Source organism: Streptomyces sp. NPDC042371, assembly GCF_056437465.1.
The window spans coordinates 621,387-642,419 of sequence record NZ_JBWKAP010000003.1; the positions used below are offsets into that span (position 1 = coordinate 621,387).

At 71.2% G+C, this 21,033-nt stretch carries 19 protein-coding genes and 1 pseudogene; 10 read left to right on the top strand and 10 right to left on the bottom strand.

Annotation, left to right across the window (positions count from 1 at the left end; all coding sequences use genetic code 11):
- Positions 1 to 20: 20 nt before the first annotated feature.
- On the bottom strand, positions 21 to 284 hold the full coding sequence (locus AC068B_RS12230) for a hypothetical protein (RefSeq protein ID WP_478671016.1): 264 nt from the start codon (positions 282 to 284) through the stop codon (positions 21 to 23).
- Entirely contained in the window at positions 281 to 655 is a 375-nt protein-coding gene (locus AC068B_RS12235; protein WP_478671017.1) for a DUF2089 domain-containing protein, read from the bottom strand. The genes AC068B_RS12230 and AC068B_RS12235 overlap by 4 nt, the downstream gene beginning before the upstream one ends.
- Before the next feature lie 224 nt (positions 656 to 879).
- Between AC068B_RS12235 and AC068B_RS12240 the strand changes: the two genes are divergently transcribed.
- The 5 genes from AC068B_RS12240 (at position 880) to AC068B_RS12260 (ending at position 7,815) form a co-directional block, all read left to right on the top strand.
- Positions 880 to 1,815, top strand: a complete 936-nt coding sequence (locus AC068B_RS12240; RefSeq protein ID WP_478671019.1) for an anti-sigma factor RsbA family regulatory protein — start codon at positions 880 to 882, stop codon at positions 1,813 to 1,815.
- A gap of 194 nt (positions 1,816 to 2,009) precedes the next feature.
- The gene (locus tag AC068B_RS12245; protein WP_478671020.1) at positions 2,010 to 3,851 is read left to right on the top strand and encodes an APC family permease; all 1,842 of its coding nucleotides are present in this window, start codon (positions 2,010 to 2,012) and stop codon (positions 3,849 to 3,851) included.
- 285 nt (positions 3,852 to 4,136) lie between these two features.
- Positions 4,137 to 4,580, top strand: a complete 444-nt coding sequence (locus AC068B_RS12250; RefSeq protein WP_478671023.1) for a hypothetical protein — start codon at positions 4,137 to 4,139, stop codon at positions 4,578 to 4,580.
- Positions 4,577 to 6,685 carry a bifunctional polysaccharide deacetylase/glycosyltransferase family 2 protein gene (locus AC068B_RS12255; RefSeq protein WP_478671024.1) on the top strand — a complete coding sequence of 703 codons (2,109 nt, stop codon included), beginning with the start codon at positions 4,577 to 4,579 and terminating at the stop codon, positions 6,683 to 6,685. Before AC068B_RS12250 ends, AC068B_RS12255 begins: the two co-directional genes overlap by 4 nt.
- Positions 6,682 to 7,815 (top strand): LCP family protein, encoded by a 1,134-nt coding sequence (locus AC068B_RS12260; protein ID WP_478671025.1) that lies wholly within the window; start codon positions 6,682 to 6,684, stop codon positions 7,813 to 7,815. Before AC068B_RS12255 ends, AC068B_RS12260 begins: the two co-directional genes overlap by 4 nt.
- Before the next feature lies 1 nt (position 7,816).
- Here the strand turns inward: AC068B_RS12260 and AC068B_RS12265 are convergent, their stop codons facing one another.
- Entirely contained in the window at positions 7,817 to 9,127 is a 1,311-nt protein-coding gene (locus tag AC068B_RS12265) for a phosphatase PAP2 family protein (RefSeq protein WP_478671285.1), read from the bottom strand.
- 138 nt (positions 9,128 to 9,265) lie between these two features.
- Positions 9,266 to 9,619: a PRC-barrel domain containing protein gene (locus AC068B_RS12270; protein ID WP_478671028.1), complete on the bottom strand. Its 354-nt coding sequence runs from the start codon at positions 9,617 to 9,619 to the stop codon at positions 9,266 to 9,268.
- Positions 9,620 to 9,864: 245 nt separating this feature from the next.
- Between AC068B_RS12270 and AC068B_RS12275 the strand changes: the two genes are divergently transcribed.
- Entirely contained in the window at positions 9,865 to 10,053 is a 189-nt protein-coding gene (locus tag AC068B_RS12275; RefSeq protein ID WP_478671029.1) for a hypothetical protein, read from the top strand.
- 12 nt (positions 10,054 to 10,065) lie between these two features.
- On the opposite strand, the gene AC068B_RS12280 is transcribed toward AC068B_RS12275, so the two are convergent.
- Positions 10,066 to 10,536, bottom strand: coding sequence for an RrF2 family transcriptional regulator (locus AC068B_RS12280; RefSeq protein ID WP_468558260.1), 471 nt, complete (start codon positions 10,534 to 10,536; stop codon positions 10,066 to 10,068).
- A 155-nt stretch (positions 10,537 to 10,691) separates the two neighbouring features.
- Here AC068B_RS12280 and AC068B_RS12285 point away from each other — a divergent pair.
- The 4 genes and pseudogenes from AC068B_RS12285 to AC068B_RS12300 all read left to right on the top strand — a co-directional run.
- A pseudogene (locus AC068B_RS12285) lies at positions 10,692 to 11,369 on the top strand (FAD/NAD(P)-binding protein); the annotation flags it as partial.
- Between the two features lie 642 nt (positions 11,370 to 12,011).
- Positions 12,012 to 12,689: an adenylyl-sulfate kinase gene (gene cysC / locus AC068B_RS12290; protein ID WP_478671287.1), complete on the top strand. Its 678-nt coding sequence runs from the start codon at positions 12,012 to 12,014 to the stop codon at positions 12,687 to 12,689.
- A complete protein-coding gene (gene cysD, locus AC068B_RS12295; RefSeq protein WP_478671030.1) occupies positions 12,686 to 13,627 on the top strand; it encodes a sulfate adenylyltransferase subunit CysD in 942 nt (313 codons plus the stop codon). Before cysC ends, cysD begins: the two co-directional genes overlap by 4 nt.
- Positions 13,628 to 13,629: 2 nt before the next feature.
- Positions 13,630 to 14,952 carry a sulfate adenylyltransferase subunit 1 gene (locus tag AC068B_RS12300; RefSeq protein WP_478671032.1) on the top strand — a complete coding sequence of 441 codons (1,323 nt, stop codon included), beginning with the start codon at positions 13,630 to 13,632 and terminating at the stop codon, positions 14,950 to 14,952.
- Here AC068B_RS12300 and AC068B_RS12305 read toward each other — a convergent pair.
- The 5 genes from AC068B_RS12305 to AC068B_RS12325 all read right to left on the bottom strand — a co-directional run bounded on the left by AC068B_RS12305 (position 14,944) and on the right by AC068B_RS12325 (position 21,033).
- Entirely contained in the window at positions 14,944 to 15,681 is a 738-nt protein-coding gene (locus AC068B_RS12305; protein WP_478671034.1) for a sulfotransferase-like domain-containing protein, read from the bottom strand. The two genes, AC068B_RS12300 and AC068B_RS12305, sit on opposite strands and share 9 nt — an antisense overlap.
- Before the next feature lie 67 nt (positions 15,682 to 15,748).
- Entirely contained in the window at positions 15,749 to 16,741 is a 993-nt protein-coding gene (locus AC068B_RS12310) for a methyltransferase (protein ID WP_478671036.1), read from the bottom strand.
- Positions 16,738 to 17,556 (bottom strand): alpha/beta fold hydrolase, encoded by an 819-nt coding sequence (locus tag AC068B_RS12315; RefSeq protein ID WP_478671037.1) that lies wholly within the window; start codon positions 17,554 to 17,556, stop codon positions 16,738 to 16,740. The genes AC068B_RS12310 and AC068B_RS12315 overlap by 4 nt, the downstream gene beginning before the upstream one ends.
- Positions 17,553 to 20,804, bottom strand: coding sequence for an amino acid adenylation domain-containing protein (locus AC068B_RS12320; protein ID WP_478671039.1), 3,252 nt, complete (start codon positions 20,802 to 20,804; stop codon positions 17,553 to 17,555). The genes AC068B_RS12315 and AC068B_RS12320 overlap by 4 nt, the downstream gene beginning before the upstream one ends.
- A gap of 16 nt (positions 20,805 to 20,820) precedes the next feature.
- Positions 20,821 to 21,033, bottom strand: coding sequence for an MbtH family protein (locus AC068B_RS12325; protein WP_478671041.1), 213 nt, complete (start codon positions 21,031 to 21,033; stop codon positions 20,821 to 20,823).

Genomic DNA, 21,033 nt, shown 5'->3' on the forward strand with positions numbered 1-21,033 from the left:
TCCGGTTCATCTGCTCTGCCTCATCTGACGCTCACCAGGAAGGCCATGGGGCCGTCCTCGATCTCGAACCGGGTGCCGGGCAGTGCCCACAGCAGCCGTCCCGCGCCGATCAGTGCGCCCACGGGGCGCACCCCGGTGACGACGCACGCGACCACTCCGCCCAGCACGGCGAGCAGCAGCAGCGGCGAAAGCACCAGTGCGACCGGCACGACGGGGACGTACAGCCTCCGTCGGCGGCCGTCGGAGGAGCGGCGCCAGTGGACCGTCACCAGCTGCGGTATCACGGGGAGCCCTCCAGCTCGGCCAGTGCCTCCTGGGCGCTGATGTCCCCCCGCCGCAGCCGTTCGACGACGTCGGCGGCGCCCGTGGTGCCGGTGGGTGCCGGGTCGGTCTCGACGAAGTCGAGCTGCTCGGAGATCCGGTTCAGCCGGGACTTGACCGTCGGGTAGCTCACCCCGAAGGTCCGCTCCATCTCCTTGATGGAACCGTGCGACCGCACGAACGCGGCGATGAACACCTGGTCCTCGATGCTGAGCCGGGCCAGCTGCGGAGGCTCGAACTGCCCCTCGATCGCGATGCCGCTGTCGACGAGCCGGGCCCGCTCGACCACGAAAGGCCGTCCCTGCGTCAGGTCCGTCAGCTCCTGCCACTCCACCCTGGGCTCCCTCGCTCTCGATGTCGCGTCTGCGATTCATTTGTACCTTGAGTTTTTTAAGCTGACAACGCATCGGAGTTAATTTTCTCAATATGGTGCTGAATCAGGCCCTGACCTTGCTCCGGGCTGTGGCGGGCAGCCGTTCTACTTCAACTCGCCGTTCTTTCAAGCCAGGTGGGAGACAATGGGCCACCGTCCCATCAGCGATCGAGGTGTCCCGCCCCATGAGTGCCACGCCCCGGACCGATCCCTTCGTCCACCCGGCGCTGTTCTACGGGGACCGGGAGGAGTACCTGGCGGGCACCGTGCCGTTCGTCCGCGAGGGGCTCGACGCGGGTGAAGCGGTGGCGGTGGCGGTCCCCGAGGGCAATCTCGGACTCATCAGGGACGCGCTGGGGGAGCGGGCCGCGCAGGTGCGGCTGCTCGACATGGCGCAGGCAGGGCGCAACCCCGGGCGGATCATCCCGCGCGTGCTGCGGGCCTTCGCCGACGCCCACCCCCACGGACGGGTGCGCATCATAGGCGAGCCCATCTGGGCCGGTCGCACCCCGACGGAGTACCCCGCCTGCGTGCAGCACGAAGCACTCATCAACCTGGCGTTCCAGGGGCGTGAGGCGACGATTCTCTGTCCGTACGACGAGACGAGCCTGCCGGACGCGGTCCTGGCCGACGCCCACGCCACCCACCCCACGGTCATCCGGTCCGGCAAGCACGACACGAGCGCGGCCTACGCGCCCGAAGCGGTGGTCTCCCGCTACAACCAGCCCCTGGCGGCCCCCCGCGGCGTTCCGCGGGTGTCGTACGCGCGGCACTCGCTGTCCGAGGTGCGGCATCTCACCATCCTCCGGGCCGCCGAGCTCGGCGTGCCCGAGTCCCGCCTGGAGGACTTCGCGCTGGTCGTGGCCGAGCTGACGACCAACAGCGTGGTGCACGGCGGGGGCTCGGGCGCGCTGCGGATCTGGGCCGAGGACGGCCACGTCGTCTTCGAGGTCCGGGACGCCGGTGTCCTCGCCGATCCGCTCGCGGGCCGCCGCCCCCCTTCCAGGGATCAGCGCGGGGGGCGGGGCCTCCTCCTGGTGCACGTGCTCGCCGACCTCGTCCGGGTCCACACGGACCCGGCCCTGGGCACGACCGTCCACTGCTACTTCCAGTACTCCTGACGGCCGCGCCCCGTCCCCCTCGCCCGCCCCGTCAGGGGTCCGTATGGAACGGCCCCCGCGGCATGAAGGACCCGTAAGGGACGGGCTCCCGGGGGCACCGGCGGACGGAACCTGAGGGCACCTGCCCACGACGTGCCCGCGAGGGGCCGTCGGGGTTCGTGGGGGCCTTGGGCTCCGTGAAGGAGTGCGCGCAGATGTCCGTCCTGACAGCCGGGTCCGGTACCGCGGCCACCGCGGAGGCGGCGCCGGACTCCGGCGAGAAGCACCGGCTCACCGCCCTGACCGGGCTCGCCGCGCTCTCCCTCGACGCGCTGGCGTCGGTGGCGTACGGGCCGGAGGCGATCGTCCTCGTGCTCGCCGTGGCCGGTGGTCACGGCCTAGGGTTCACCCTTCCCGTGACGCTCGCCATCGCGGGCCTGCTCGCCGTCCTCGTCGCCTCGTACCGCCAGGTGATCGCCGCGTTCCCGGACGGCGGCGGCTCCTACGCCGTGGCCAAGCGGCACCTCGGGCGCCGCACGAGCCTCGTCGCCGCGGCCTCCCTCGTCCTGGACTACGTACTGAACGTCGCCGTCGCCGTCACCGCCGGTGTCGCCGCGCTGACCTCGGCCTTCCCCGAGCTGTACGGCGACCGGCTGCTGATCTGCCTCGTGGTGCTCGCCCTGATCACGGCCGTGAACCTGCGCGGCATCGTCGAGTCCGCGAAGATCTTCATCGCCCCCACCGCCGTCTTCGTCGTCGCGATCTTCGCCCTGATCGCCGTCGGCCTGTTCCGGGACGGACCCGTCTCGACCGCGGCAGCCGAAGGCCACGCCGCCGTCCTCACGGACAACGCCACCACAGTGGGCGCCCTGCTCCTGCTCAAGGCCTTCGCCTCCGGCTGCTCGGCGCTGACCGGCGTCGAGGCCATCGCGAACGCCGTGCCCTCGTTCCGCGAACCGCGGGCCAGGCGTGCCCAGCACGCGGAGATCGTCCTCGGCGCCCTGCTCGGCGCGATGCTGATCGGCCTCGCGGTGCTCATCTCCCGCTTCGGCCTGCACCCGGTCGAAGGCGTCACCGTCCTCGCCCAGCTCGCGGACGCCTCCCTCGGGCACAACTGGGCCTTCTACGTCATCCAGTTCGCGACCATGGTGCTCCTCGCGCTGTCCGCCAACACCTCGTTCGGCGGCCTGCCCGTCCTGCTCGAGCTGCTCGCTCGCGACAACTTCCTGCCGCACGTCTTCGCGCTGAAGGCCGACCGCCAGGTGCACCGGCACGGTGTGCTCGCGCTCGCCGCCGTCTCCGCCGCGCTGCTGCTGTTCTCCGGCGGCAACACGAACACGCTCGTGCCGCTCTTCGCGATCGGCGTCTTCGTCGGCTTCACCATCGCGCAGACCGGCATGGTGCTGCACTGGCGGCGCGAGCGCGGTGCGAACTGGCGCGGCAAGGCACTGCTCAACGGCTTCGGCGCGCTGCTCACGGGCGTCAGCGCGGTCGTCGTGACCGCCACGAAGTTCCACGACGGGGCCTGGCTGATCGTGGTCGCGCTGCCGCTGCTCGTGCTCTCCTTCGAGACCGTGCACCGCGCGTACGCGAGGATCGGTGAGCGGCTCGGCATCGGCCGCGTGCCCGAACCGCCGTGCCGCGCCCGCTCGTTGGTGATCGTGCCGGTCGGCAGCCTGTCGAAGCTCACCTGTGAGGCGCTGAACACGGCGGTCTCGATCGGCGACGAGGTGCGCGCGGTGACGGTGACGTACGGCGAACGCGAGGACCGCGAGGCCGCGGCGGCGCTGCGCCGCGACTGGGAGCTGTGGAATCCGGGCGTCGACCTGGTCGAACTCCCCTCCGAGCACCGTTCGGTCGGCGGCCCGGTGGCGGCGTACGTCCGACATATCCATGCAACCCGCCCCGGCATCCGGATCACGGTCCTCATCCCCGAGACGGAACCGGCCCGCCTCTGGCAGCGGACCCTGCAGAACCGGCGCGGCGCCGTCGTCGCCCGCGCCGTGCGCAAGAACACAGACGCGGCGATCTGCCGCCTCCGTTTTCGCCTGACATAACGGCTCCATCTGGCCTGATCTGCGGCGATTCGCCCGACTGTCCTGCTCTGGCTGCCTGTTGCCGTGGCAGGAGGGTGCCCGAGTAGGGTCGGGGGCTGCGTGACGGCCGACGGGCCGCACACCGGCCTCCCCGGCCCCACCCGGCCCCACCCGGGAAGGGGCACGGCACCGGAATGCGGCTTCCGACGTCTCACGTGTGCGCTACACCAGCAGTACGGCGGGCCCCCGGGCCCGTACCCCCCACACAAAGAGTCGCGCCTGCGCGGCCGCAGATCAGGAGCACCAGTGCAAGGCACCCCCCACATAGCCAGCACACCGCACGACGGGCGATGGTCGTCCGCACAGCCCTGCCCGCCGCACACGGCGGGCGACGCGCCGCCGCGCATGCCGCACCGGACGGTCGCGGCACGCGCGGCGCCGATGACGCAGCGCCCCGAGGCCGCCGCCGCGCCGCAACTCCCCGTCTTCATCGACGAGTCCGGCTGGCGCAGGCGCACCCTCCAAGGCATGGCCCTGCTCGTCGGCTGCGGCTGCCTCGGCTACCTGCTGTTCGCAGGCACACTGATCAGCGACCTCGGAACCCCCGTCGGCACACACCCCCCGAGCACGACAGGAACGGACACGAGGAACGTACCGGCGCCCGGCGCCCCCGCCGGTAACGACGGCCACCACCGCAAGCCTCCCTCCGGGAGATCCGTTCAGCCGCCGGCCGGAGGCGCGGCGCAGTGAGCCGGCGTGCCGATGTCCGGCGGCCGCCGCGCGGACACTGGCTCGTGCTTCTGCTGGTCCTTCTGGTGGTTGCCGTCGCGCTGCTCTTCGAGGGGTGGACGACCCACCAGGTCGACGCCGCGCGCACCAAACCGCTGTGCACCCGGCCGATCCCGCGCAGTGCCGACGACGGCAAGCCGCTGCTGCGGTTCGGCCCGAAGGGCGTCACCACCGCGGGCATGCCGCCGGGAACCGTCGCGCTCACCTTCGACGGCGGACCCGACCCGGTGTGGACGCCGCGCCTGCTCGACCTGCTGCGCAAACACCACGCGCAGGCGACCTTCTTCGTGTACGGGAAGGACGCGGCCAAGCACCCCGAGCTGATGCGACGGATCCTGTACGAGGGCCACGAGATCGGCTCGTACACGTACAGCGGCGGTGACCTCGGCGTCGCGTCGCCGCTGCGCGCACGCCTCGAACTGTCCCTCACCCAGAGCGCCCTCGCGGGCACGGTCGGCATCAACACCACCCTGCTGCGGCTGCCGCACACCACGGCAGCCGACACGCTCTGCGGCCCCCAGTGGCCCGCCGCGAAGCGGGCGGCCGACCAGGGATACCTGGTGGCCGCGTCCGACCACAAGGACCGCAAGCCGTGGCGGGGCGTGGTGACCCAGCACAGCCAGACCGACCTGGGCTTCCACGAGGCCCAGGACCTGCTGAACGACCACCGCGTCAAACGGTTCACCACCATCAGCGGTGGCCTCGGCAGGCCCTCCTTCGCCGACGAGGTGCCGGTCGTCCAGGAGATCAAGGGCGAGGGCCTCATCTGGACACAGCAGCTCGGGCACGCCTTCCTCACCGTGATGGTGTGGACACTGACCCTCACCGGCGTACTCGGCGTCCTGCGCATGCTCCTGTTCGCGGTGTTCGCCCGGCTCCACGTGCGCAGGCTGCACCGGTACCGGCCCGGGGCGCCACGGCTGCGGGAGGTGCGGGACCCGGTGACGGTCCTGGTGCCCGCGTACAACGAGGAGGCGGGCATCGCCTCCACCGTGTACTCACTGCTCGCCTCGACCTACCCGCACTTCCAGATCATCGTCATCGACGACGGCTCGTCCGACGCCACCGCCGACATCGCCGAGGACATCGAGGACCCCCGGGTCACGGTGATCCGGCAGCCCAACGGCGGCAAGCCCAGCGCCCTCAACACCGGCCTTGCGCACGCCCGGCACGACATCGTCGTGATGGTCGACGCGGACACCATCTTCGAGCCCGAGGCGCTGGCCCGGCTGGTCCAGCCGCTCGCCCACCCGGCGGTCGGCGCGGTCAGCGGCAACACCAAGGTCGGCAACCGGCGCCGCCTGCTCGGCAAGTGGCAGCACCTGGAGTACGTCCTCGGCTTCAACCTCGACCGCCGGATGTTCGAGGTCCTGGAGTGCATGCCGACCGTGCCGGGCGCGATCGGCGCCTTCCGCAGGGACGCGCTGATGGGCGTCGGCGGCGTCAGCGACGAGACCCTGGCCGAGGACACCGACCTCACGATGGCGCTCTGGCGGGCGGGCTGGCGCGTCGTGTACGCGGAGTCGGCGGTCGCCTGGACCGAGGTGCCCACCACGTTGCGCCAGCTCTGGCGCCAGCGCTACCGCTGGTGCTACGGCACCCTCCAGTCGATGTGGAAGCACCGCAGGGCGGTCACGGAGCTCGGGCCCGCCGGACGTTTCGGCCGTCGCGTGATGCTCTACGTCACGCTGTTCCAGATCGTGCTGCCGCTGTGCGCGCCGGTCGTCGACATGTTCGCCCTCTTCGGCGCGGTGTTCCGCGACCCCGTGGAGGCCGCCCTCGTCTGGTTCGGGTTCCTCTCCGTCCAGCTGGTCACCGCCGCGTACGCGCTGCGGCTCGACCGCGAACGACTGCGCGTGCTGTGGGCGCTGCCGCTCCAGCAGCTCGTCTACCGGCAGCTGATGTACCTGGTGGTCATCCACTCCGTGATCACGGCACTGCTCGGCACCCGCCTGAAGTGGCACAGCATGAAGCGGGCGGGCACGGCCGACCCGTATCTGGTCGAAGCGCCGCCCCCCTCGCCGCCCGAGGACGAGCGCCGGAGCCTCCAAGGGAGTCGCACATGAGGGAAGGAACGGAAGGGACCGCGGAGTTCACCGCGGGGACGGAAGGAGACGAAGGGGAGGCGGGGCAGGGGGCGGACGGCTCCGTCACGCGGGAGCGGTTCGCCGAGCGGCCCAGCTCCCGCTACGGGCCCCGCCGCGCCCACGCCCGCCAGCCGAAGAAGCGCAGGAGGCTGCGGCGGGTGGTGCTCGTCCTGCTCGCCGGTGTGGTCGTGGCGGTGGGCGGTACGTACGGCTGGGCCGAGACCAGGCTGCAGCGCGACGTCGACCTGGGCGCGTACGGGGACCGTCCGCCGCCCGGTGAGGGCACCAACTACCTCATCGTCGGCTCGGACAGTCGCGACGGGCTCTCCGAGACCGACGTGAAGGACCTGCACGCGGGTGGCGGCGGAGGGCGGCGCACCGACTCGATGATGCTGCTGCACACCGGGTCCAACGGCGCCACGATGGTCAGCCTGCCGCGCGACTCCTGGGTCACGCTGCCCGGCCGCCTCGACACCACGACGGGCAAGACGAAGCGCCCGGAGGGGGACAAGCTGAACGCCGCCTTCTCCTACGGCGGCCCCGAGCTCCTCGCGCACACCATCGAGCGGACCACCGGCCTGCGCATCGACCACTACGCGGAGATCGGCTTCGCCGGGTTCGTGAACATCGTCGACGCCATCGGCGGCGTACGGATGTGCCTGGACCGGGACATCAAGGACGAGAAGTCGGGCGCCGACCTGCGCAAGGGCTGTCAGACCCTGAACGGCAAGCAGGCGCTGGCCTTCGTCCGCCAGCGGCACCAGGAGCGGGAGGGCGACCTGGGCCGGTCGAAGAACCAGCAGAAGCTGCTGTCGACCCTCGCCCACCAGGCCGCCCGCCCCGACATCCTCTTCGACCCCAGGGAGATCGGTCCGGCCGCGCAGGCCGGGCTCGACACGCTCATCGTCGACGAGGACATGAGCCTGCCCGAGCTGAGCAGGATGTTCCGCGCCGTGCAGAGCGTCTCGGGCGGACACGGCAGGCGGCTGAACGTGCCCGTGTCCGGCATCGGCATCCCCACGTCCAAGGGCAACGTCCTGAAGTGGGACGCCGAGAAATCGGCCCGCCTCTTCGACGACCTGCGGCACGACAGGCCGCCGACCAAGTGACTCAGACGAGCTCGGGCGCAGGCGGCTGCGTCTGTGACTCCGGCTGTGACTCCGCCTGGGGCCCTGCCTGCCGCGGCGGCGGCACCGGTGCGGGCTCCGCGTCCCACGCCCGGGTGGTCCGCAGATAGCCGTAGAGCACCGAGGCCATCGCCAGTACGACGAGTGGTCCGGACACCCACGGGTGTTCGGCCATCTCCATCGGCAGATAGCGGTACGACACCAGGAGCGCGGTGAGGACGGCGGTGCCGTAGGCGACCAGCCGGACGCCCGCCCGGTCCCAGCCGCGGTCGAACGTGCGCAGGGCCGCCTCGACCGTGAGCGAGAAGACGACGCCCGCGATCAGATCCACGCCGTAGTGATAGCCGAAGCCCAGCGTGGCGGTGAGCGTGGCGACCAGCCAGAAGGTGCCCGCGTACCGCAGCAGGCGGGAGCCCTTGCGGGAGTGGACGAAGATCGCGACGGCCCATGCGGTGTGCAGGCTGGGCATGCAGTTGCGGGGGGTGATCCCGTCGTACGGCACCGGGTGCGGGGCGCTGATCGGCGGTGGCGTGTGCGGCCACAGGTTGGACACTGCCCACTCCACACCGCCGGTCCCCGAGGTGCCGGGGCCGTAGGCGAAGATCGGCCCGACCACCGGGAAGATCATGTAGACGGCGGGTCCGACGAGGCCGATGACCAGGAAGGTGCGCACCAGGTGGTGGCGCGGGAAGCGTCCTTCGGCCGCCACGTTGCGCAGCTGGTAGAGGGCGACGGCGACCGCGGCCACGGCGAGCTGCGCGTAGACCAGGTCGGTCACGTGGGTGGGGATCGAACCGCTGGCCTTGAGCAGGCGGCCCGCCAGCCACGACGGGTTGCCCAGCGCGTGATCGGCGACGGCCACGTACGGGTCGAGGACCGTCGGGCGGGTCTTCGCCGTGATCAGCAGCCAGGTGTCACCGGTCTTGCGGCCCGCCACGAGCAGCAGGCCGAGCCCGACGCCCTTCAGGAGCAGGATGCGTTCCGCGCCGGTACGGCGGGTGATCGCGAAGACCGCGCAGCCCAGCATGGCCCAGAGGGCACCGTTGCCGAAGAACTGGCCTTCGGGCACGTCGGCGTCGACCGCCCACCGCACCAGCACGAAGACGGCGTCGACGCCGATCGCGGCACCGGCCGCGATGAACCGTTGCCGCCAGGTGAGCACCACCATCATCAGCGCGAGACCGCCGTAGAGCGGCCCCGGTTTGGGCGGGAACAGCACCTCGCGCGCCTGATTGGTGATCGGCCCCGGCACGCCGCCGTAGTGACGGGCGGCGACCTCCAGCGCGACGAGCATCACCAGGGCCACCACACCCGCCCCGGCCCACAGGAGCACCCGTGGCCGACGCCACGGGGCGCGCTCCAAGCTGCGGTCTATTCGCGAATACACCCGCAAACTATAGGTTTCTTTCGGCCGACCCGGCTCACGGGGGAGTCAGCTTCCGGGGCGGTCGGCATAGTGCTCGTCGATGTGCGCCCGGTAACCGGGGTCGGTGACCCGCAGGTCCCTGTCGAATCGAGGGGCGGCCCTGACGTGCTCTTTCGTGTGAGGCACGTGCACGGTACGGGTCGCTTCGTCGACGTGCGAGACGACCCAGAGGGGCAGCAGCACCTTCTTGCTCAGCAGTGTCCCGCCGGTGTCGACGACGAGGTGGTCGGGCGCCACTTCCTCTGAGACGGGGTCCACCGTGCCGATCGAGCCGTCGCTGCCCTCCACCGCGCAGTCCAGGAGACGGGCGACGGGGATGTGGCTTTTCGGGGTCCCGGAGGCCGGGAGTCTGTCGGTCATCGCACGGTTCCTCTCCGCCGTGAGCGGTCTCAGCATGAGTCTGGGTAACGCGTGGTGACCACATGCTCGCGGCGGCGTCGATGAAACGTGATTCCGGTGCCGTCCGTAAAGAGAGGCATCTGGGCGGCGTTGCGGGACCTTCACATCTCAGGGCCGGTTAAGGCGCGGAAGAGGGGCACCCGGTAGAGGACGTCGCGGGGAGGTTGCCGCAGATGCTGGTTGTCGCTCTATTGCTGTTGCCCGTCATGGGTCTCTTGCTGATCTGCATGGACCGGGTCGAGGGAATGCTCGACTCGGACTCTTCCCCACCCCACGGGCGCCATCGACGTCATCTGCGCCTGGTCTCCGGCCACGGCGGACGCTCCCGGCAGTCCGGGTCGAGCGGACAGCACCGCGAGGGGCGCCGCGGCGACCTCGACGACAGGGCGGCCTGAGCCCGTGCCGGGTCAGCCCGGCTGGGACGGGTACCGCACGTCCTCGCGGTACTCCTGTGCCTGCTGCTGGACCGAGGGCGGCAGCTCGCCGTCCGCCAGGTCGGCGAGCGTCACGCGCTCCAGGACCTGGCGCAGGCTCACGCGCACCGCACGCCACACGTCCGGCAGCGCGGCCGCCGGGCCCGGATAGCTGAGGTCGCTGAGCTTGAGATCGCGGAAGTTCGCCAGCGAACCGTCTATGGCACGGATGACGTCGGCGATGGAGATCTCCTCCGGCGCCCTGGCGAGCCGGTAGCCCCCGTCGGGGCCGCGGGTGCTGTGCACAAGGCGGTGCTGTCGCAGCTCGCGCAGGATCGACAGCAGGAAACGCACCGGGATGCCCTGGGAGTCGGAGAGCTGCTCGGCCTTCTGCGGTGACTGCGGACTGCGTGCGAGTTCGGCCATCGCCCGTATCGCATAGTCCGTCCGGGCCGTGATCCGCATGCGAACCAGCCTCCGTAGGTCGGTCGGGGCCACGTCAGGTCGCTTTAGGTCAACCTACCGTTGCTTTCTGTCATTTGACGAACCGTTGGGAGCGCTGGGTCCACCCCCTGACATATAACCTATCGAATTGGTGGACAATCTCTGCGGAGGTGCAGATGCCCAGCACGCGCGCACAAGTCCCGCACAGACTAGTGGTGTTGGGCGCCGGAGCCGCCGGAACCATGGTCGTCATCCATGCTGCAGACGAGGCGGTCCGGCGGCGCGAGCCGGTGGAGATCACGGTGGTCGACCCGAGCCCGCTGACCGGCGCGGGCGTGGCCTTCGCCACGGACAACCCGCGGCATCTCCTCAACGTCCCCGCGGGGGGCATGAGTTGCCTCCCGGACCGGCCCGACCACTTCGTCGACTGGCTCGTCCGGCACCGCGACCCCACCGCGAACCCCCGCTCCTTCGTCCCCCGGGGCCACTACGGCGACTATCTGGCCGCCACCTCGGCCGCCTCCGTCGAACGGGCGGCAGGCCTGGTGACCTTCCGGCGGCTGCACACACGCGCGACGGCCTGCGCCTGGCACGGCGACCTCGCCCAGGTGGCCCTCGCCGACAGCACCCGCATCGACGCCGACAGCGTGGTGCTCGCGACCGGCCCGCTGGCCGGTCGGGCCCGCTGGGCGTCGCCCGAACTCCGCGCCTCCAAGCGGTTCGTGGGCGACCCCTGGGCTCCCGACGCCTTGGCGGGGCCGCTCGCGGACGAGGCGGACGTGCTGCTCGTCGGCAGCGGCCTCACCGCCGTGGACGTCGCTCTGACCCTCGCCCGCCCCGGTCGTACGATCCATGTCCTGTCCCGCCACGGCCTGCTGCCCCACGCCCACGCCGTCGCTCCGCTGCCGCCCGTGGCGCCCGCGGAGCCCCTGGAGGGGCTGCCGCTGCCCCGGCTGCGGACGGCGGTCGTGCGGCACGTCCGACAGGTGACGCGCGCACACGGCGACTGGCGTCCGGCCGTCGACGGCCTGCGGCCGCTGACCGCCCGCCTGTGGGACGCGCTGGGGGAGGAGCAGCGGGCGGAGTTCCTGCGCACCGACCGGCCCCGGTGGAACGTGCTCCGGCACCGGATGGCACCGCAGACGGCGGAGGCGGTCACCCGGCTCAGGACCGCCCGGCGCCTGCGCCTGCACGTGGGCGAGGCCGCCGAGACCCGGCTGGATCCGGACGCGCTGACCGTCACGCCCACGGGCTCGGAACCCGTGCGGGTCGGCTGGGTGGTGGACTGTTCGGGGCCGGGTCTGCGCCCGGCCGACTCCTCCGACCCCCTGCTCGCCTGTCTGCTGTCGTCGGGGCTGGCCGTGCCGGGGCCGCTGGGCATCGGGCTGGCCGGTACGCCCGAGGGGCAGCTGCGCTCCCGTGACGGATACCGCTCGCTGTGGACGCTCGGCGCGCACCGGCGCGGCGAACTGTGGGAGACCACCGCCGTTCCGGAGATCCGGCAGCAGGCCGCGGGGCTCGCACGAGCGATCCTCGATACGGTTCCGGCCTCCGCCGGACGGCGTGCCGGGAGCAGCCCGTCAGCTCCCGAACAGACGCCGCTCGTCGTCTCCTCCCCGCCCTCGGCCCGGGTCCGCCGCCCCTCGGGCTTCACGGTGTGGCTCACCGGACTGCCCAGCGCGGGAAAGAGCAGCGTCGCCCAGGAGCTGGCCCTCCGGCTGCGGGCGGAGGGCCACAGGGTGGAAGTCCTCGACGGGGACGAGCTCCGCACGAACCTCTCGACGGGGCTCGGCTTCTCCCGCGAGGACCGCGACACGCACGTGCGGCGCGTCGGCATGGTCGCCGAGGTGCTCGCCCGCAACGGCGTCATCGTGCTGGTGCCGGTCATCGCGCCCTACCGCGCCAACCGGGAGAGCGTCCGGCTGCGCCATGACCTCGCGCGCATCCCGTATCTGGAGATTCATGTCGCGGCGCCCGTCGAGGTCTGCTCGGTGCGGGACGTGAAGGGGCTGTACGCCAAGCAGGCCGCCGGTGCGATCCGCGGACTGACCGGGGTGGACGACCCGTACGAGGCGCCCGAGCGGCCGGATCTGCGGCTGCACACGCACCGCGAGCCGGTCTCGGTCTCGGCGGACGGCATCCACCTCATGCTCACCGAACGGGGGCTGATATGACCGTAGTTACGTCGACCACCGCCGAGCTGCCGACCGGCGGCGCACCCCTCCTCTCGCACCTGGACGTGCTGGAGTCGGAGGCGGTGCACATCTTCCGTGAGGTGGCGGGCGAGTTCGAGAACCCGGTGATGCTGTTCTCCGGGGGCAAGGACTCGATCGTCATGCTGCATCTGGCGCTGAAGGCGTTCACACCGGCGCCGATCCCCTTCGCGCTGCTGCACGTGGACACGGGGCACAACTTCCCCGAGGTGCTGGCCTATCGGGACCGCGTGGTGGCCGAGCACGGGCTGCGGCTGCATGTCGCGTCGGTGCAGGAGTACATCGACCGGGGTGTTCTCAAGGAGCGTCCGGACGGCACCCGCAACCCGCTGCAGACGCTGCCGCTGACGGAGAAGATCCAGAGCGAGAAGTTCGACGCGGTGTTCGGCGGCGGACGCCGTGACGAGGAGAAGGCGCGGGCGAAGGAGCGGGTGTTCTCGCTGCGCGACGAGTTCTCCCAGTGGGACCCGCGCCGCCAGCGCCCCGAGCTGTGGAACCTGTACAACGGCCGCCACGCGCCCGGCGAGCACGTCCGCGTCTTCCCGCTCTCCAACTGGACCGAGCTGGACGTGTGGCAGTACATCGCCCGCGAGGACATCGAACTGCCCGGGGTCTATTTCGCGCATGAGCGTGACGTGTTCCGGCGTTCCGGGATGTGGCTGACCGCGGGCGAGTGGGGCGGCCCCAAGGAGAGCGAGACGGTCGCGAGGCGCCGGGTGCGCTACCGGACCGTCGGCGACATGTCCTGCACCGGCGCCGTCGACTCCGACGCGACCACGCTGGACGCCGTGATCGCCGAGATCGCCGCGTCCCGGATCACGGAGCGGGGCGCGACCCGGGCCGACGACAAGCTCTCCGAGGCCGCGATGGAAGACCGCAAGCGCGAGGGGTACTTCTAACCATGACCACGACAGCGCAGACGACCACGACGGCGCGGACGACCACGACAGCGCAGAGCACCGCGTCCGAGGTGCTCCCGGCCACCACCCTGCTCCGGTTCGCCACCGCGGGCTCCGTCGACGACGGCAAGTCCACCCTCGTCGGACGGCTGCTGCACGACTCCAAGTCGGTCCTCACCGACCAGCTGGAGGCCGTGGAGCGCGCCTCCGCGAGCCGCGGCCAGAACGCCCCGGACCTCGCACTCCTCACCGACGGCCTGCGCGCCGAGCGCGAGCAGGGCATCACCATCGACGTCGCCCACCGCTACTTCGCCACGCCCCGCCGCCGCTTCATCCTGGCCGATACGCCGGGCCACGTGCAGTACACCCGGAACATGGTGACGGGTGCCTCCACCGCCGAGCTGACGGTGATCCTGGTCGACGCCCGCAACGGCGTCGTCGAGCAGACCCGCCGCCACACCGCCATCGCCGCCCTGCTCCGCGTCCCGCACGTCGTCCTCGCCGTGAACAAGATGGACCTCGTCGCGTACGAGGAGACCGCCTTCGCGGAGATCGCCGAGGAATTCACCGCGTACGCAGGAGAGTTGGGCGTCCCGGAGATCACCGCCATCCCGATCTCGGCGCTCGCCGGGGACAACGTGGTGGAGCCGTCCGAGCACATGGACTGGTACGGCGGCCCGACCGTCCTGGAACACCTGGAGACCGTGCCCGTCGGCGACGATCTGGCGCCTGGCTCCGCCCGGCTGCCCGTGCAGTACGTGATCAGGCCGCGGACCGCCGAGCACTCCGACTACCGCGGCTACGCGGGCCGGATCGCGGCCGGGACCTTCCGTGTCGGCGAGGAGGTCACGATCCTGCCGTCCGGCCGGACCACGAAGATCTCCGGCATCGACCTGCTGGGTGAACCGGTCGACGTGGCATGGACGACCCAGTCGGTGACAATCCTGCTCCAGGACGACGTCGACGTATCGCGCGGCGACCTGATCGTGCCGACCAAGGAGGCGCCCGCACTCACCCAGGACGTGACGGCGACCGTGTGCCACGTGGCCGACCAGCCGCTGACCGTCGGACACCGGGTGCTGCTCAAGCACGGCACCCGCACGGTCAAGGCGATCGTCAAGGACATCGCGTCCCGGCTCACGCTCGACGACCTGTCTCCGCACCCCAACCCGGGGCAGCTGGTCGCCAACGACATCGGCCGGGTGCGGATCCGCACCGCCGAGCCGCTGCCCATCGACTCCTACGCCGACTCGCGCCGCACCGGCTCGTTCATCCTCATCGACCCGAGCGACGGCACCACGCTGACCGCGGGAATGTCATCCTGACCGGTCTGCCAGGAAGGACCGCATGCGCTCGTAGAAGGGGAACTGGTACTCGTAGTACGACGCCAGCGTCGCATTGTTCTCGACTCTGTCCTGATAGACGCGAGGAACGTAGTTGAACCCCTTGCTCCGCGCCGCGTCCGCGTGCCATTCCCTGGTGCGGCTCCACTCGTCCCGGTTCTCGGGCTCCCACGAGAGAGCGGACTCCATGAAATCGATGCCGACCCGGTCGCAGTAGTCACGGACCACCGCGTCGGACGCGGCGGCCAGCTGCTCCGCCGCGAAGACCACGGGGCAGGCCCCGATGCTGTCGCGCACGGTGCGGAATATCTCGAATTGGTACTCGAAACCGATCTCGGAGCAGGTGATGTCCGGCTTCATCGCGTAGTGCGACGAGATCACCGCTTCCGGGTTCCTGATCAGGAAGGTGTGACAGCCGATCTTGGGGAAGTCCGGGGCGTCGACGATGTCGTAGCGGTACTCCGTCGTCTCCTTGACGAACACCCGGCGGCGCGTCGAAATCTCCTGGAGCGTGTCCAGGAGTTCACGCTGGTCGGTTATCTTCTCGCCCTCCACGATGGCGTACCCCTGCACCACGAGGCTGGAGAAGGGCTCGTGGACGACGAGGTGGTCACCTCTCTGGATCATCATTCTCAAGAAGGCGGTGGAAAGGCTCCGCGGAGGGCTCCAGAGAAACAGGAGATTGTGCCCGTGTTGCGGTGCGCCATTCATGAGGAAGCTCCATTCCGCTGCATAACTGTTCGCCCATCCGGGATTTCGGCTCAGCCGCCCACCGTGGCTACCTCTTGTGGCCGATGACCACGTGCTTCTCGCCGCCGGACCGCCGCACCTCGCAGTCGCCGAACCCAGCCCGCTCCAGCAGGGCGACGAACTCGGCGGCCGTCCGGTGCTTCCCGGCCATCTCGATGTGCATCACGAGGTTCATCGCGGCGGTGGCCAGCGGACCGCTGCGGTCGTCCTCGAAGAGGCGGTCCATGATGAGGACCCGGCCAGGTGCCTGGCACGCGCGGTACGCCTTCTCCAGCAACGTGACGCAGGTGTCGTCGTCCCAGTCGGAGAGGATGTAGCCGAAGGCGAGGCAGTCGCCCTGCGGGAGTTCGTCCGCGAAGAAGTCGCCGCCGACGAAGTCGAGCCGGTCGGCGACCGGTCGTGCTTCGGCGTCCTCGCCGACCAGCGGGCCCACCGCGGGCATGTCGAAGACGGTGGCGCGCAGCGCGGGCTCGCTGAGCAGCGCCGCCACGGCGAACGGTCCTGTGGCCCCGCCGACGTCCACGAGGTGCTTGGTCCCCGCCATCCCGGCGAGTACGGCCAGCTCCTGCGAGGCGCCGAAGCTCAGGTCCCACATGGCGCGCATGAAGTCCTGCAGCGACTCGGCGTCGCGGTACACGTCGTCGAACGGGGACGCCTCCGAGGTCGGCTTCCCCTTGGCGAGGTAGGTGTCGAGACGGCCGAGGCGGCCCTGGGTCTCCAGCGTGAGGTGCTTGATGAAGCCGCCCAGGTACCGGCTGTTGCGGGGGTCGAGGAACGGCGCCGCGTCGGACGTCAGGGAGTATGCGCCGTCCGTCGCGCGGGTGACGACGCCGAGGGACGTCAGGACGAGCAGCATGCGGTCCAGGGTGTCCTCGTCGATGTCGAGGCGCTCGGCGAGGACAGCGACGGTGCCCGGGCCGTCCTCGATGAGGGAGGTGAACACCCCGTGCTCGACGGCGGTGTGAAGCACCGGAGTGGAGAGCAGTCCGTAGACGGCGTTCTCAAGTGCGCTGGGCATCATGCGTGTTGCTCCTCGATCATGTCGATCTCTCGTACCAGTTCGGCCAGTTCCTGCGGATGGCTGACGTGCGCGGCGTGACCCGCACCGGCGATCTCGGCGAACCGGCCGTGCGGCAGCAGCTCGGCGAGCCGTCGTGCCACTTCCCTGTGGTGCGCGGCCGACCGCGATCCGGCCGCCACCACGGTGCGCAGCGGAAACGTCAGCGGGTCGAACGCGGGAGCGTCGACCGTGGGGTCCGTCATCTCGGAGATGAGGGCCGCCCCGTCCGCGGCGAGGTCGGAAGGACGGGCGCGGGCCAGGTGCAACCGGCTTGCGGGGCCCAGGAGTTCGGCGAGCATGGCCCGCGTCGCCTGCTCCGGACCTCCCTGGGCGGCGGCGTCGCGCACGGTCCGCTCCCACGGGTCGTCGGCGGGCCACCAGGGCAGCCAGCGCACCGGGGGTTCGACGGCGACGATCCCGGCGACACGCGACGGGTCGGCGGCCGCGGCGGCCATGGCCACCAGCGCGCCGTAACTGTGGCCGAGCACGACCGGTGCCATGTCCAGCTCCGCCAGAGCCGCGCGCAGGTCGTGCACGTGCACCTGGAAGTCGACGTCCGCGCCACCGAGAGGGCGGGACGCGCCCCAGCCGCGCCGGTCGTAGCCGAGGACCGGACGGCCCGGCAGCTGATCGACCACGCGGCGGAACGTGTCGCTGCGGTCCACCGAGCCGTGCACGATCACCACGGGCCGGGCAGCCGTGTCCGTCCCGTCCCCCCACGTACTGATCACCGGCCGCGCCCGCGCTGTTCCGGCCTGCGTCGTTCCGTCGTTCACTGAACCGTTCGCCCCTCGCTCACAAGCTGCACAAGTCCGGCCAGGGTCGGTTCGTCGAGCAGTCGCTGGATGTCGATCACCATGCCGAAGCGGTCCTCGGCGGCCGCCATGAACTCGGCCATGGCCAATGAGTCGCCGCCCGCGGAGAAGAAGTCGGTGTCCAGCTTCACGTGGACCTGCGGCACACGCAGGCACGACGAGAACAGCTGAGCCAGCTCCCAGGTGACGTGGGTGGACCCCGCGTCGGCGTCCGGCGCGGTCGCGGCAGGCACCGCAGGCACTACGGGCACCACCGGTATCGCAGACACCTCGGCCACCGGCACGGCAGCCGTCTCGTGCCGCTGCCCCACCTTCCCGATCGAGGTGATCGGCAGTTGCTCCGTGACGGTGAACACCGCCGGGATCATGCCGCCGTGCAGCCGCTCGGCGAGATGGCGACGTACCGCGGCCTCGTCCCAGGAACCCGGCCCCTCGGGCACCACGTAGGCGTGCAGTCGGTTGTCGCGCTCGACGGCGTGGCAGGAGGACACCCCGGGTGCTTTCTCCAACACCCGCTCCACCTCGTACAGTTCGACCCGCTGACCCCGGATCTTCACCTGCCGGTCGCGGCGGCCGACGTACTCCAGAGAGCCGTCCTCCCGCCAGACGCACAGGTCACCGCTCCGGTACATCAACCGTCCCGGCCGCCCCGCGAAGGGGTCCGGCACGAACGAATCGGCCATGAGGTCGGGGCGCCCGAGATAGCGGCCGACCCCGATCCCCGCGATGTACAGCTCGCCCGGGCTTCCGGCAGGCAGCAGCCGCTGCTCCTCGTCCAGGACGTAGACGCGCTTGCCCGCGACCGGACGCCCGATCGGCGGGTCCTCGTCGCCGGAGCACTCGTGCCAGGTCGTCCAGACCGCCGCCTCGGCGGGACCGTAGAGGTTGAGGAGCCTGCGGCCCTGCGCCGTCCAGCGGCGGACCAGGGCGCCGGGCAGCCGCTCGCCCGCGAAGGCCGCGATGCGCAGGTTGGGCAGCGGATCGCGGCCGAGCGCCGCCCACACCGACGGCGTCATGATGGCGACGCTCACCCGCCGCTCACGCAGCAGCCGCAGCAGCGGGGGGCCGGGGGTCAGCTGCGCGGCCCGCGCGACGACGAGCGTCGCCCCGCACAGCAGCGCCAGGACGGCCTCGGAGATGCAGCCGTCGAAGTTCAGCGACAGGAACTGCAGCACCCTGTCCTGCGGCCGGATCCGGAACACCGTGCGCTGCGCGATGTGCAGGTTCGTCAGCGCCTCGTGGCTGTTGGCGATGGCCTTCGGACGGCCGGTGGTGCCGCTGGTGAACACGATGTAGGCGGTGTTGCCCGGTCCGACGCCGGTGATCGGCGGGGCGGCGGCGCGCACGGCCGGATCGAGCCGTACGACGTCCGCCGGGACGTCCAGGGCCGCGATCCGGTCCCCGGTGGCGTCGTCGGCGATGACGAGCCGCGCGGACGTCTGCTCCAGCATGGTCCGCAGTCGCTCGCCGGGGCAGTCGGCGGCGGCGAGCAGGAAGGCGCCCCCGGCCTTGGCCACGGCCAGGATGGCGACCACCAGCCGCACGGAGCGTTCCATGCTGATCGCGACGACCGTCTCGGGCTCCACGCCCAGCTCACGCAGCCGGTGCGCGGCCCCGTTCGCCAGTGCGTCGATGTCCGCGTACGAGTACACGACGCCCTCGTCCTCGACCGCCGTGCTGTCCGGCGCAAGCCGGGCCCGCTCCTCGAAGAGGAGCTGCCAGCAGACCTGGGCGGCGCCGTCGTCGTCGGCCTTGGTGTCGTTCCACTCGGCGACGATCTGGTGCCGTTCGAGATCGGTGACCGCCTTGGCCGCGGGCACGGCGTCGACCGCTCGGGCGTCGACCGCTCGGGCGTCCACGGTGCGGACCGCGGAGGGAAGGCGGCCTTCCGGCGACTCGCTCTCGACCGTCTCGACCGTACGGCCGACGAGCACCATGGCCCGGTGCCGGGAGCGCGTGTTGCAGTGCGGCCCCCACTCCACCGGGTCCGCCTCGGTCGGCGACAGACCGAACCGCTCGTAGCGCTCGACGAACCCGAGGATCGCCCAGCGCGCCAGACGTTCGGCGAACGGCGCCCCCAGGCAGTAGTGCGGACCGGAGCCGAACCCGAGGTGGCGGCCCTCGCTGCGCGCGATGTCGAAGGCGGCGGGGTCGGTGAACTTGCGGGGGTCGAGGTTGGCCGCGGCGAGCAGGACGAGGACTCCGTCCCCGGTCGCCATCCGCGCCCCGCCGATCTCGATGTCGCGCGCGGCATGCCGCCCCACGTACTGGCTCGACCCGTCGATCCGCAGCACCTCGGCCACGGCGGAATCCGCGAGCGAGTGGTCCTGCCGCAATTGCCGCAGCTGCTCCGGGTGGTCGGCGAGCAGCAGCAGTCCGCTGGAGACGAGGTGCGTCAGGGTCTGGTAGCCGCCCGCGACCAGGACCATCGCGTTGGCGGCGACGAGGTGGAGCAGCTCGGCGGGCGGTTCCTCCGCGGGATCCGCGGCGAAGTCGTCCCGCAGGGCCGTCGCCAGGGTGGAGACGAGGTCGTCGCCGGGCGCGGCGAGGCGTTCGGCGGCTAGTTCGCGCAGCCCGGCGAGCGCCTTGTCGAGCAGCGGGACCGTCTCCAGGTCGGCCCGGCTGGGAAAGGTGGAGACGCTGCTGAGCAGGCGCTCGTACGCGTCGGCCCACTCGGTGAGTTCCGCGCCGCGGCCCGGCATGCCCAGCAGATGGGTCATCAGGTGCTCGGGCAGCCGCTCGGCGAAGTCCTTCACCAGGTCGATGGTTCCGGCGTCGGGCAGTGTGTCCAGGACCCGGTGGGCGATCGCCCGCAGGACGTCGTCGTGCCGTTGCAGACCGGCCGGTGAGAACTCGCCCCGCAGGGCGTTCCTGATCCGGGTGTGGTCCGGCGGATCGTTGAAGAGGAACTGGGCGGACAGCATTTCGGCGGTCGGCACGATGCCGCTCATGCCGCGCGCCGCCAGGTCGTCGGGGGAGTGGTGGCGCGCGGACGAGAACGCCCGGTGGTTGGCGAGGATCTCGACCGACTCGGCGTACCCGGAACAGACCCAGACGCCTCCCACCTCGTCGTAGAAGACGGGCGGAAGCTCGGAAATCGCCTTCCAGTAGAGCCCGGGGTCGGCGATGACCTCGGCACGGCGCAAATTGTGGATGCCGTGCCGCGCACGGTCGTAGCCGGCAGCGGGACGGGCGGTCGGGGAGCCCACGCTCTTCCCTCTCTCCTTACTTGTCGGCCATGCGCTGCGCGAGGCTGCGCGGGCGCATGTCGGTCCAGTTCTCCTCGATGAAGCGCAGGCAGGCCTCGCGCGTGTCGCTCGGGTGCGCGGTGGTCCAGCCCGCGGGCACGTCCACGGTGACCGGCCAGAGCGAGTGCTGGTTCTCGTCGTTGACGAGCACCAGGTAGGTGCCGTCCGGGTTCTCGAAGGGGTTCGTCAT